At 67.1% G+C, this 11,668-nt stretch carries 12 protein-coding genes and 1 pseudogene; 6 read left to right on the top strand and 7 right to left on the bottom strand.

Translation table 11 applies throughout. The features are described 5' to 3' along the window. Window positions 1-85 precede the first annotated feature (85 nt). From J5V96_RS10215 to prfB, 3 genes are read right to left on the bottom strand one after another with little or no spacing between them, the layout of a single operon-like run. Window positions 86-436: a bacitracin resistance protein gene (locus J5V96_RS10215; RefSeq protein ID WP_208503462.1), complete on the bottom strand. Its 351-nt coding sequence runs from the start codon at window positions 434-436 to the stop codon at window positions 86-88. Further along, a complete protein-coding gene (locus tag J5V96_RS10210; RefSeq protein WP_208503460.1) occupies window positions 433-960 on the bottom strand; it encodes a DNA polymerase III subunit gamma/tau in 528 nt (175 codons plus the stop codon). Before J5V96_RS10210 ends, J5V96_RS10215 begins: the two co-directional genes overlap by 4 nt. A gap of 20 nt (window positions 961-980) precedes the next feature. After that, on the bottom strand, window positions 981-2,090 hold the full coding sequence (prfB, locus tag J5V96_RS10205) for a peptide chain release factor 2 (protein WP_208503458.1): 1,110 nt from the start codon (window positions 2,088-2,090) through the stop codon (window positions 981-983). Between the two features lie 89 nt (window positions 2,091-2,179). On the opposite strand from prfB, the gene J5V96_RS10200 reads away from it, so the two are divergent. Further along, on the top strand, window positions 2,180-3,505 hold the full coding sequence (locus tag J5V96_RS10200) for an MFS transporter (RefSeq protein WP_236014740.1): 1,326 nt from the start codon (window positions 2,180-2,182) through the stop codon (window positions 3,503-3,505). A gap of 141 nt (window positions 3,506-3,646) precedes the next feature. Here the strand turns inward: J5V96_RS10200 and J5V96_RS10195 are convergent, their stop codons facing one another. Continuing rightward, entirely contained in the window at window positions 3,647-3,817 is a 171-nt protein-coding gene (locus J5V96_RS10195) for a hypothetical protein (protein WP_208503456.1), read from the bottom strand. Between the two features lie 435 nt (window positions 3,818-4,252). On the opposite strand from J5V96_RS10195, the gene J5V96_RS10190 reads away from it, so the two are divergent. Next, entirely contained in the window at window positions 4,253-4,498 is a 246-nt protein-coding gene (locus J5V96_RS10190; protein ID WP_208503454.1) for a hypothetical protein, read from the top strand. A 319-nt stretch (window positions 4,499-4,817) separates the two neighbouring features. Here the strand turns inward: J5V96_RS10190 and J5V96_RS10185 are convergent, their stop codons facing one another. From J5V96_RS10185 to J5V96_RS10180, 3 genes are all read right to left on the bottom strand, one after another. Next, window positions 4,818-5,534: a hypothetical protein gene (locus J5V96_RS10185; RefSeq protein WP_208503452.1), complete on the bottom strand. Its 717-nt coding sequence runs from the start codon at window positions 5,532-5,534 to the stop codon at window positions 4,818-4,820. A 77-nt stretch (window positions 5,535-5,611) separates the two neighbouring features. Beyond that, the gene (locus tag J5V96_RS17285) at window positions 5,612-5,746 is read right to left on the bottom strand and encodes a hypothetical protein (RefSeq protein WP_268927565.1); all 135 of its coding nucleotides are present in this window, start codon (window positions 5,744-5,746) and stop codon (window positions 5,612-5,614) included. A 400-nt stretch (window positions 5,747-6,146) separates the two neighbouring features. After that, window positions 6,147-7,049 (bottom strand): DUF4062 domain-containing protein, encoded by a 903-nt coding sequence (locus J5V96_RS10180; protein WP_236014760.1) that lies wholly within the window; start codon window positions 7,047-7,049, stop codon window positions 6,147-6,149. Window positions 7,050-7,614: 565 nt separating this feature from the next. Here J5V96_RS10180 and J5V96_RS10175 point away from each other — a divergent pair. The 4 genes and pseudogenes from J5V96_RS10175 to J5V96_RS10160 all read left to right on the top strand — a co-directional run. Continuing rightward, window positions 7,615-8,247: a hypothetical protein gene (locus J5V96_RS10175; protein WP_208503450.1), complete on the top strand. Its 633-nt coding sequence runs from the start codon at window positions 7,615-7,617 to the stop codon at window positions 8,245-8,247. Between the two features lie 1,168 nt (window positions 8,248-9,415). After that, window positions 9,416-9,961, top strand: a complete 546-nt coding sequence (locus tag J5V96_RS10170; RefSeq protein WP_208503448.1) for a DUF4365 domain-containing protein — start codon at window positions 9,416-9,418, stop codon at window positions 9,959-9,961. Next, window positions 9,958-11,088 (top strand): hypothetical protein, encoded by a 1,131-nt coding sequence (locus J5V96_RS10165; protein WP_208503446.1) that lies wholly within the window; start codon window positions 9,958-9,960, stop codon window positions 11,086-11,088. The genes J5V96_RS10170 and J5V96_RS10165 overlap by 4 nt, the downstream gene beginning before the upstream one ends. A gap of 113 nt (window positions 11,089-11,201) precedes the next feature. Next, window positions 11,202-11,650 (top strand): annotated as a pseudogene (locus J5V96_RS10160) (MFS transporter); the annotation flags it as partial. Between the last annotated feature and the right edge of the window lie 18 nt (window positions 11,651-11,668).

Below are 11,668 nucleotides of genomic sequence, written 5' to 3'. Positions count from 1 at the left end.
TCGCGCCACGCCAGCGGAGCGCGATCCTGCCTCCCACTCTATCGGAGGCGTCGCGTGCCTCCTGACGCGGGCGGGTCGCCCGGGGTCAGCCGATGATGGGCGAGACCGTCGTGTACGCCGCGACGTTGAGCCAGAAGACGGCCACCAGAGAGAGCCCCGTGAGCTGGAACAGCGCAAGCCGCACGAGCCCGCGGCGTCGCCCGAGAGCGAGCGCGATCCCGAACAGGGTGATCGGCAGCGCGATCGCGAGGATCCACACGATCCAGCCCATGGCGTTGAGGGAAGCGCCGGCCGCACTGGCCGCCTGCTGCCACTCCACGAGGTAATTGACCGCGCTCCACACGGCGTATGCGTAGAGCAGGCCGAACACGCCGGCGATCGTCGCGATCGCCCAGGTCGGCGCCGTGCGGTCCGTCGTCTGCGTCTCGGCGGTCATCGTCCGACCATCCCCATCATCACGAAGGGCCAGGGAACCAGCAGCAGGATACCCAGGGCGAGCCCCGCGAACCGGCGCCAGAGAGCGGATCCGCGCGTGACGAGCATCGTCACGAAGAACCAGATGATCGGCGCCGCCATGCCGAGCCACATCGCGGCCTGGAACATCACGTCGGCGACCTGACCGCCGGCGGTCTGCACATCGCGCAGGCGGAACGAACCGAGCGCCCAGCCGACCACGTAGAGCGCGTAGACGCCGGCGATCACTCCGATGCTCACGAGCGCCGCGTTGCCGAGGGACGCCGGGGCACCTGAGTCGGCCTCGGCGGGTGCGCTCTGGACGGCTTCGTCGTCGTCGGCGGGTGCGCTCTGGACGGCTGCGTCGTCGTCGGCGGGCGGGACCGCCTCGCTGCCCTTGCCCACGGCGCGCCACCCTCGCGGCGGCGAGGCGGGCACCCGCGGTGACGGGCTGTCGATCCGGTCCTCGTCGCCGTCCCAGGACAGCGCGTCGTCGTCGGAGCTCATGCGCCCAGGCTACCGAGCGATCAGTCCTCGATCTTGCGCTTGCGCCAGCGGATGCCCGCGTTGATGAGGCCCTCAAGGTCGCCGTCGAACACCGTGGCCGGGTTGCCGACCTCGTAGCCGGTGCGGAGATCCTTCACGAGCTGCTGGCCGTAGAGGAAGTACGAGCGCATCTGGTCGCCCCACGACGCCGTGATCGTGCCCGCGAGCTCCTTCTTCTTCGCCGCTTCCTCTTCCTTCTGGAGCAGGAGCAGTCGGGTCTGGAGCACGCGCATGGCGGCGGCGCGGTTCTGGATCTGCGACTTCTCGTTCTGCATCGACACGACGATGCCCGTCGGGAGGTGGGTCAGGCGCACAGCCGAGTCGGTCGTGTTGACCGACTGGCCGCCGGGACCGGACGAGCGGAAGACGTCGACGCGCAGGTCGTTCTCCGGGATCTCGACCTCGCCGGCCTCCTCCATGATCGGGATGACCTCGACCGCGGCGAAGCTGGTCTGGCGCTTGTCGGCGGATCCGAAGGGGCTGATGCGGGCGAGGCGATGGGTGCCGGCCTCGACCGAGAGGATGCCGTAGGCATAGGGAGCGTCGATCTCGAAGGTGGTCGACTTGATGCCCGCACCCTCGGCGTACGAGGTGTCGAGCACCTTCACGGGGTACTTGTTGCGCTCGGCATAGCGCAGGTACATGCGCATCAGCATCTCGGCGAAGTCGGTGGCGTCGTCGCCGCCGGCGCCCGAGCGGATCGTGACGACCGCGCCGCGCGAGTCGTACTCGCCGTCGAGCAGCGTCTTGACCTCGAGGTCGCTGATGACCTTCTCGAGGTCGGTGATCTCCTTGCGGGCCTCCTCGACGGAGTCCTCGTCGCCCATCTCGTTGGCGAGCTCGACGAGCACCTCGAGGTCGTCGAGACGGCGCTCGACCGCCTCGACGCGGTTCAGCGACGCCTGCGTGTGGCTCAGCGCGCTGGTCACCTTCTGCGCGTTGGCGGTGTCGTCCCACAGACCGGGGGCGGCGGCCTCGGCTTCGAGACGCGCGATGTCGGCGCGCAGCGAATCGACGTCGACGACCTCTCGGATGTTCGCGAACGTGGTGCGCAGCGCCTGGATCTCGGCGGAAGGATCGTATTCAAGCATTTCAATCCAGCCTATCGCGGCGAGGTCGTCCGCCGTGCGGATCCGTCCGCCCGTCCCGCCGTGCATCCGCCGGGAGTAGCGTGAAGGAGATGACGCAGATCGGATCGGGTGAGGGCGGCGGGGCGGCCGAGACGATCCGCCGATATGCGCCGATGGTCTACGGGCCCACGGCGATCTACTCGCTCGGGCAGGGCGCGATCCTGCCTCTGCTTCCCATCGTGGCCCGCGACTTCGGGGCCGACCTCGCCACCGCCGCATTGGTGGCCGCGATGCTCGTCGTCGGTCAGCTGTGCGGCAACCTGCCCGCCGGCTGGCTCGTCGCCCGGCTCGGCGAGCGCTACACGATGGTCGTGGCCTCGGGGGTCTCGCTGCTCGGCGTCGCCGGCATGCTGCTCTCGCGCCATCTCGGCGTGCTCATGGTGTCGGTGTTCGTCATGGGGTTGAGCGCCGCCGCGTTCGGACTGGCGCGTCACTCCTTCATGACGACACGCGTGCCGGTCGCCTTCCGAGCGCGCGCCCTGTCGCTGCTGGGCGGCTCGTTCCGCCTCGGAGCGTTCGTCGGCCCGTTCATCGCCGCGGCGCTGCTGTGGATCTTCGGCGACGAGCACTCGAGCATCTGGTTCTTCGGCGCATCCCTGGTGGTGGTGGCGCTGCTCGTCGCGTTCGGTCCGGATCCGGAAGAGCGCGCGATCGCCGCCGAACGCGCCGCCCGCGCCGAGCGCGCACGCAACGCGGCGGAGCAGGCGGAGGCGTTCGAGCCCGAGGACACCGGCGAGGCGGTGACCGGATCCATCCCCACGCAGGCGCGGATGGGGATCCTCGGCACCATTCGCGCGAATCGCGGTGTGCTGTCACGCCTGGGCCTCGCGGCGGCGTCACTGTCGTTCGTGCGGGCGTCGCGCCCCGCGATCCTGCCGCTGTGGGGCCTGTCGATCGGGCTCGACTCGTCGACGATCGCGCTGATCGTCGGCATCGCGGGCGCACTGGAGTTCGCGCTGTTCTACGCCAGCGGCCAGGTGATGGACCGCTTCGGCCGCCTGTGGGCCGCGGTGCCGGCGCTTGTGCTGATGGGCGGCGCGATGATCGCGCTCGCCTTCACCCACGAGGCCGGCGAGGCCGCGATGTGGTTCGGTGTGTTCGCCTCGGTCATCGGCGTCGGCAACGGGCTCTCGAGCGGCATCCTGCTCACGCTCGGCGCGGATGTGGCGCCGAAGCACAGCCCGGCGGCATTCCTCGGGGCGTGGCGCACGATCACTGACGCGGGCGGCGCCCTCAGCCCGCTTGTGGTGTCGGGGCTCACGGCCGTGGCGTCGCTGTCGATCGCAGCGGGCGCCATCGGCGTCGTCGGTCTGCTCGGGGCGCTCGCGTTCGTGCGCTGGGTGCCGCGCTACGTGCCGCGACGGCCGAGCACCTGAACCCGATCAGTCGAGCGCGACCTCGACATTCACCGCATCCGATCGGCACGTCACGGCCGACTCGACCCCGAGGCTGCCGACCGCGGGACGGGCCGCGAGTCCCGGACGGTTCAGCGCGGCGACCGCGGCCCTCTCGACCTGCTACCCGAGGCGAGCCCCGACGATGTCGCCGCGCTCGCCCTCGACCTCGCCCACGAGGCCATCGTGCCCGGCGCGCTCGGCGTCCCCTGCCCCGAGCACGACGCCGAGCCCGGTCGGCACTGCACCCGCGGCCTGCGCTAACGTGCGCGTCCCGTGTGCGGAGGTCGTCATGAGATACCCCGGTGGGTCCTGGCGGCAGGAGATCCTGCGCGCGGATCTCGGCGAGGCCCAGCGGCCGCGCGACAAGCCCAAGGGCAGGCGACCGCAGCCCCGAAACGGCCGCCGCGCGCCCCGTGCGCCCTACAGGCGCGACAACAGCCCCCGCGACGTCCGATCGCCCGTCCACGCCCTCACGACCGCGCTGGGCGCGGTTCGGCGGCGACCACTACCGACTCGCCCCCGAGGAGAACGGCCGATGAACACCCGAACCGACCTCACTGCGACCGGCCCACAGACCCCCCGAGGGCATGACCCCCTGCGCGATCGGCGTGTGCCGACCGCTGAAGCGTGCCTCATGACTCTCCGCTCACCATTGGTCACCTAGCGGCTTGGGGCGTATTACCACCACTGCCCCGCAAGCGGGGCCGCCAACCAAGGAATGAGCGCATGTGCACCAACACCGACGCGCGCCCTTACCGCGTAAGTCTGCTCCAAGACTTTTACAACGAGGTGCTGGCCGCTGTCCGCGGTGTGTGCGGCATCCCGACGACCGGCCCGACGACCGGCTGCCCCGTCCTGTCCCGCTTGATCGAGACGGCCGCAAGAGAGCGGGCCGACAAGACCGCCGAGGGCGCGACGCTCGACCCCCGACGTGCGGCGATTGCCTCGCGGTCGGCGATCGTGCGGCCCTGATCGTCTCGCCGCCCTGGACTGCGCCGCGCCTCCGGCTCGGTCCCCCTGTGGCACGTGCTCGCGGCCCTGTACGCCCTCTCGGCGCTCGATCAGCCGCTCCCCAGCCCCGACATCACCCCGGCGCGTCTCGGCACCCTCGCCCATCGAGAAGCGGCGAGCACTGGTGCGCCATCTGCTCCATGTGGGAGTGCACCCGCTCAGCCCTGGTGTGTTCGGCTCTCGCCGGTGGCTCATCGCGCATCGTCGTGCAACACCGCTGAATAGCGAAGTGGAGACCGAAGCACTGCTCGCAGCCGCCTAGCTCGGACGACTAACGCTCTCATAACTCGTATGGGCGCGGTGGGAACTTCCGGTACTGCGTCGTGGGGTTCTCCTTCGGTGCGGGCTTCAGGGGGTCGCCCGCGTAAACCTGCGGCATAGCAGTACCCAGGCTCCAATGCCGGAACCATGACGGGTGCAACCGTCCGCGGCGATATTGCATGAACGAGTTGGTCAGCAGATGCATCCGGGTGATGTACTCCGGGTCCAACTGGTTGCCTTGTGTGGCCTCATGGCGGTTTTCGAGCACGTCGTTCTCAATAGCTGAGAGCACAGTCAGATCATCACCGCGAGCGATGAGGGCCGTCTGACGGATGCGTGTGCGAAAGGTTCCCAGCGCATTCAGCACCTTACTCGACGGCTCGAACCGGTCCCCGACCAGTGCACGTATTCCCGGCTCGTCGCTATAGAACTTGTCCCCAAACTCCTGCGCTTCATCCGAGATGCGGTCCGCATAGGCGTCCAGCGCGTCAATCCAGAGCAAGTTCCTGTCGTCGAACCGCTCCTCATAACGGTCCTGCTGCTCGGCGTTGCGGAGTAGGCGGGAAAACCACCAGGTCAGGACCGCACCGACGGCTACCCCGACGAGGGTTGCGATGACCGTGGACCAGAACGGCGCGCCCCAAGGGTCCAGACTGTCCTCTAGCGCCGCTGCTATCCGCTCCAACAAGGTGGACCAGTCCGTCGTTGCTGCCTCGGATGTGGCGAGTGTCATCACAGCCGGAGGGTACCGCACACCCGCTTTTGGGCAGAGTTCTCCTTAACCATTGGTGATTGACGCTGTCTTCGAGGCTCTCAGCGACGCCGACGGTTGCGCTTGCACTTCCGCTTGTCACGCGACTCGCGGAAAAGGGCGATGGTCTGGTTCATCGCGAGAGCCAGACCGGTCAGCGAAGCGAGGAACGCCGTAATGTCGTTCAGCAACGTCATCAAGCGACCTCCCCTCAGGGTGGTGCTCGCCAATGGGGCGAGCGAGACCGCAGGACATAGCGGTCGCGGAGCTTTGGGGTGCCCACGGCATAGAAAAAGCCCGTTCGATGACGGGCTTCGGCTGGGCGCGGATGTCCCAGGCGGATTTCACGTTACGGGAGCGAGTGCGCGCAGCAGTTCGCACGCTCTGACGCTAGGGACGGAAAGCACTCGCGGCGCAGCCGACACGCTGGACTGGGAACAACAAAGCCCGGTCGGAGACCGGGCTAGGCACACGAGTACCGTGCAAGAACAAGTTAGCGCATTCATGACGCACGTGCGCGCACAACACGCCCATTATGGGTCTAGGGGTCAACGGTCGCAGGTCAAGCGCGACACGCTTGCAAGCGTGCGACTCCGGTTAGCCGACATCGTAGGTGCGCTGGCGACGTTCGCCTTCCTCGTCCCATGCGACCGTGAGCTTCCCCACCTCTCCCCCGCCACCCATGCCGCGCATCGTCACCAATCGGTAGGTCTGACCGGCGTGAATTGTCATCGATCCTTCGCGACCCATGGCAAGAAGTCCCGACTCGTCGGTGTTCGCCGAGAGCGTCACATTTTCGGCATCGCGAGACAGGTGGCGATTGGTCACGTCTATCCAGCGATGAGTGCGATTCCTCGGTACGCCCTTCGACGAGTACTCCACCCGGTTCTCAGACCCGGGCTGCACAAGCCACGTGATGTCCTCCGGCGGTGTGGCGCTCGTCGCTACAAGAGCACCGAGGTCCATCCCCGCAAGGTCGTGCTCGACCGCCTGCCAGACCTTGGCAGATAGCTCGGTGACATTGGCATACTCGCCGTACAGCCCGCGCTCCTGCACCTCAGCCTTAAATGCCCGCAGTCCCTGAACTTGTGCGAGGTCAACGTCGTGTGGGAGCGGCGCCGTTGAAAAGAAGAGATGAACGGGTACATCTCGCGCAGTTGCTCCCTCAATCTCCTCAACGGTGCCAGACACAGCTTCCTCTGTCGGTGAGCCGAGTCGGCTACCGAACAACGCGAACACGATGTCCGCGCGTTCCAGGCCCTGCGCGTTGATGAGCGCTTGGGGTGCCCCGCCAAGCACAGGGACCGCGCTTGTCTCCCATCGCCACGGAAGGAGCATTACGCCGCGAGTGCGGGCGTTCGCATCGTTCCAGGACCAGAGAGCATTCTGGACTGCATCGCGCGCTTCAACAGTGTCGGAAGGCGATGCAATCATGACCGTGAGCACGGTAGCCGAGAACCCCATGCCGCCAACGTATCGAGTTCCGCCGACAACGAGCATCACCACTGCGAAAGGGAACATTATGGCGCGACCGCCGAGTCCGGGGCGCGTGGAAGCCAACCCGCCGCCTGCCTCCGGTTACCCGAGCGCCTACGACATCCCGAAGTTCACGGACATGCGAGAACAGTTGGCTGCCATGAAGCTGCTCACCGCGTTCACGCCCTCTATGCGGGAGACCTACGAAAGCTGACCATCGAGGTGGAGCCCATCGTGGGAGCAGTCGAGCGCTTCCGCAACATTCTCGGCGAGCCGCATTGGGTGTTCCACAACAACCTCAAGCTAGACCCACTTGTCTCTGCTCTGAGCAATGAGGACCCGGACACGGCAGAGTCGGCACCCATCGCGCAGTACCGGGACGCCACTCCCGGCGCTACTCCGTGGCTGCTGCGGTGCAAGGGGCACATCTGCACCCATAGTTCCCGTAGGCGTGTGATGTTCCAAGCCTCGGGTCCTCGTCAGCGAGCGGCTCAGGGTCCACGTCCCGCGCTTCCGAAGGTGACCGTCTGTTGCTTCTCGCGCTGCTTTGCCGGTACTTGCCAGCCGCAGCACGGCATAGGCTCCTGGCATGACCGCGATGTCGGCGAAGAACCCGAACGGAAAGCTGCTGGTGCCGCACGTCGGGGGCGCTGAGCCCTATCCGACGGATGCCTTGGAAGTTGCGGTACCAGGAGCCTTGGGCATCACGTGTGCTGCCGGTCATTCGTTCCCACGCCCCCGCACCGTTGCACGCGACGGATTCGACACCTGCACATGTGGGCAGCCGCCCGGACCGAGCATTGCCGTCCTCCGTGATGACGCTTGGCTCGTAGAGGATGTAAACGCCGCCGGTACACGTCAGTGGTGGCACGCTAGTACCCAGAGCGCGCTGACGCTTTCTGGGCGTCAGTTTGTCCATCTCGGGTCAAGAGAAGCCGCCGCCGACCGAGCGAATTACCTTCTGCACCGTGCCGTGCACTCGGGCAGGACCATTGAGGTCTTTCTCTACAGCACCCGCCTGAGACCCGACGCACGGGTGCATCTGGATGTGCTCGTTGAAGAGCCGATGGCCGGTAGCGACCACACGCACGCGGAATCTCTGTTGTCAGGCGCCGACGCGGTGCGCTACGTCAATGCCACAGAGGCACCGGGGTCAGTCTCGCTCGTGGCAAGGGCTGAGGCGCTGGAACCTCTCACCGCCCACGGCGTAATGTCCTCGTAATGAGCCGGGTGACATCTCTAGACGCCTCGCCCGCGTTCCATGCGTTGACGACTGCCCCGCAACATCGTGGGGAGCCAGACTCGACTGATGCGCCCGCCCAACTACTCCAATGAATCACAAGCGCTGTTACGTCGAGTTCGTCCGCGTGCACGAGGTCGTTCCGGATACGGTCCAAGGCGTCGAAAGCATCGTCGGTTATGCCAGCAGGTAACGCAGGTCTTCCCCTCTACGCGGATAAGCCCGCTGAACCGGCGCCCTTCTCGATGGCGACCGACAGAGCAAGTCCGCCACAATTGCCGCTGCTTGGAGGAACGCTGCTCTACGGTTGGTGAACCGCAACACCCGGTCCGGCGATTGATCCAGAGCTCCTCGGAGGTCTCGCCGCTGTGTCGAGCAGGAGCCGCCGTCAAAGCGGTCTCCTCTTCGTCACACGTGAATGGACACCTCATACTCGCCCCCGTCACCGACTCCCACGGCCTCGCCATCGGCGCCAACGAAACCGACTATATCGCTCAGATGTCCGCCGCCGACGCGGGCGGCATGTGGCCGCCCCGGGCCAGCTATGGGAGGGGGCGCGTCGTCGCGGCCAAGGCGGCCCGCGCGTGACCGCCGCCGATGTCGACCCGGCGCTCCTCGTCGACCTGTACCTCCGCCTCTCCATCGACAGCAGGGCAAGGACTCACTGACGCGCCAGGAGGCCGACCTTCGTGACTGGGCCGCACGCGAGGGTCTCACCCTCCGCAAGCTCTGCGGACGCAGGAGAATCCGGCTACGAGCGAGGGGTCAAGCGCCCCGCATTCGATTCGGCCATAGCGGCGCTCGTGGCCGGGGAGGTCCGGGCCTTCGCTGTATGGACGCTCGACCCCTCAGCCGTCGCGGTGCTGGGCAAGTCGGAACGGTCCACGAGGAGCAGGCGGGCGGCTCTACTTCCTCAAGGGCGGATCTGACTCGTCCGTGCCGGACTCTCGAATGATGACCGCGTTCGTCTCCGAGCAGGCGCACGCCGAGACCGCTAATGCCTCCATCCGAATCCAGTCGAAGAAGGACCACGACGGCCGCATCGGTCGGTACCTAGATCTCGGCCGCCTCGTCAACTCGACAGCCAGCCGCAGGGGCCCAGCGGGAGAGCGACGCCATAGCTAGGCCATTGCGCCGCTAGTGTGTCGCTATGCCGCCGACGTCCAGCCGGGAAGCGCTCCTACCGCACCAGCAACTCGACCTGAACGCCCGAAAAGGGCGCTATGGCGTCGTCTACATGCGCGCGGTCGCGGGACAAGCTGGATGCGGCTTCACCGAGACCAGCCCCGGCGAGGACACCCTCGCAATCGACTACACCCTCGAGTTCCCAGAGGGCGCCGTGCGCGTACAGGTCAAGACCTCCGCGCAGTACCAGATCGATGGCGACGACGACTTCCTCAGCTTCGGCGTCAAGGACGAGTGGATCGCCAAGTGGGCACGCACCAAGCTCCCCATCTACTTCGTCATCGTCGTCGTCCCGAATGACAGTGGCTCCTGGTTGAATCACGACATCACTGGAACGCAGATGGTCCGCACCGCGGCGTACTGGGTACGGCTCCAGCCCGGCCAGTTCGCCACGACAAAGACCATCAAGATTCCCCGGTCCCAGCGAGTGACGAGCGAGACCTTGCCTCAGTGGCACCTGGACTTCTGCGCCTTGTTCACCCCCAGCACAGAAACGGAGGAGGCGGCATGACCGACCAGACCGCTACGCGACGCGACGTCGCCAGCTTCCTCACGCGCAACGGCTGGGTACCGGACCGCGGCGGCCTCATCGGCGAACTCTGGCGACCGACAGCCGCGCCAAGTGGCTCCGCCATCGCAGTCCCTTATGAGCTCGATGCCGGTACGGCGGAGTACCGCGCCGTTATCGCGAGACTGGCGGACCACGCCGCCGTGAGCTTGCAGGACATGGCCGACGAAATCGAGCGCGAGTTCCGGGACATTCACCACTACAAGATCGGCGACCGCTTCGTCGTCGACGAGTCCGTACTCCTAGACAGCGCCTCTACCGTCCTCACCAACGCCAGGCGCATGGTCCGCGCAGCGGCTACCACCGCACGCAAGCCACGCCCAACCATCGGTGCGAACTATAGCCCTCCCGGCGACGCCTTCGCCGCTCAGATGCGCCTCTCACACACCCGGCGCGGATCCTTCGTGCTTCCTGTGGTTATGCCCGTCGAGCCGCCTGAACTCAGCGACGGGGAGATCCTAGGCGACCGTACCGCTGTGGAACCCGGCGAGCGCCGCGTTACGCGTACATTGGCCGCCGCCGTCGCCGCGATCAACAGCGTTGTAGTAGTCCCGGATCGCGAGCCGACGACGGACGACGTCATCCACCTCATCCAGAGCGGCGTGAGCAGCGAGATAGTCGCCGCAGTGCGCGCAATCGCTACTGACTCCGGCGTGCAATCGCTCGACATCAGATTTCAGTGGGCACCCGGCCTGCAAGCTCCAGGCGGCATCCCAGAGCGTGTGGTCATCCCCGACGAGGCTGCAACGGTCCTCTCGAGGGTCGAGCGCAAGCTCAAGCGCAGCCGCCCCGAGACCAGCGAGTCATTGTCGGGGCAGATCGTCGAGATTCGCCACGTGCCGGACGAGCCCATGGGCGAAATCGCGATCCGCACGATCCGCAACAACCGCAGCGCCGAGGTACGGATCACGACCCCCGCCGACGTCATCCGGTCCGCCTACGACTGGGCGAAGCAATCTCGGGCGATCATCGCGCGAGGCAACGTCGTCACCTCGCCGGGACGGCCGCTCTCCATTCCACGGCCAGAGCAGCTACAGCCCATCGACGAGCTCTTCGCGGCGCCGCACTAGCAGCTCCGCACACGCACTAGCCCCACCCATCCCCCATCTAACGGTGAGGGCTTTCGTGCGTCTCTAAGCCCTCCACGGGCCGCTACAGCACCGTTGGTCGACGATCGCGCTGCGTCGGCATCGCGGGGACACTGGAGTTCGCGCTGTTCTACGCCAGCGGCCAGGTGATGGACCGCTTGGCCGCCTGTGGGCCGCGGTGCCGGCGCTTGTGCTGATGGGCGGCGCGATGATCGCGCTCGCCTTCACCCACGAGGCCGGCGAGGCCGCGATGTGGTTCGGTGTGTTCGCCTCGGTCATCGGCGTCGGCAACGGGCTCTCGAGCGGCATCCTGCTCACGCTCGGCGCGGATGTGGCGCCGAAGCACAGCCCGGCGGCATTCCTCGGGGCGTGGCGCACGATCACTGACGCGGGCGGCGCCCTCAGCCCGCTTGTGGTGTCGGGGCTCACGGCCGTGGCGTCGCTGTCGATCGCAGCGGGCGCCATCGGCGTCGTCGGTCTGCTCGGGGCGCTCGCGTTCGTGCGCTGGGTGCCGCGCTACGTGCCGCGACGGCCGAGCACCTGAACCCGATCAGTCGAGCGC

Origin of the sequence: Microbacterium stercoris, from assembly GCF_017592545.1 — a bacterium.
Lineage (GTDB): Bacteria > Actinomycetota > Actinomycetes > Actinomycetales > Microbacteriaceae > Microbacterium > Microbacterium stercoris.
This window is presented reverse-complemented; position numbering and strand designations above follow the sequence as displayed.

Bases quoted from the DNA above. Each gene is read 5' to 3' on its own strand.
- J5V96_RS10180 (WP_236014760.1), bottom strand. From the start codon at position 7,049: ATGCTCGTTGTCGGCGGAACTCGATACGTTGGCGGCATGGGGTTCTCG.
- J5V96_RS17285 (WP_268927565.1), bottom strand. From the start codon at position 5,746: ATGACGTTGCTGAACGACATTACGGCGTTCCTCGCTTCGCTGACCGGT.
- J5V96_RS10200 (WP_236014740.1), top strand. From the start codon at position 2,180: ATGACGCAGATCGGATCGGGTGAGGGCGGCGGGGCGGCCGAGACGATC.
- prfB (WP_208503458.1), bottom strand. From the start codon at position 2,090: ATGCTTGAATACGATCCTTCCGCCGAGATCCAGGCGCTGCGCACCACG.
- J5V96_RS10165 (WP_208503446.1), top strand. From the start codon at position 9,958: ATGACCGACCAGACCGCTACGCGACGCGACGTCGCCAGCTTCCTCACG.
- J5V96_RS10210 (WP_208503460.1), bottom strand. From the start codon at position 960: ATGAGCTCCGACGACGACGCGCTGTCCTGGGACGGCGACGAGGACCGG.
- J5V96_RS10190 (WP_208503454.1), top strand. From the start codon at position 4,253: ATGTGCACCAACACCGACGCGCGCCCTTACCGCGTAAGTCTGCTCCAA.
- J5V96_RS10195 (WP_208503456.1), bottom strand. From the start codon at position 3,817: ATGACGACCTCCGCACACGGGACGCGCACGTTAGCGCAGGCCGCGGGT.
- J5V96_RS10175 (WP_208503450.1), top strand. From the start codon at position 7,615: ATGACCGCGATGTCGGCGAAGAACCCGAACGGAAAGCTGCTGGTGCCG.
- J5V96_RS10170 (WP_208503448.1), top strand. From the start codon at position 9,416: ATGCCGCCGACGTCCAGCCGGGAAGCGCTCCTACCGCACCAGCAACTC.
- J5V96_RS10215 (WP_208503462.1), bottom strand. From the start codon at position 436: ATGACCGCCGAGACGCAGACGACGGACCGCACGGCGCCGACCTGGGCG.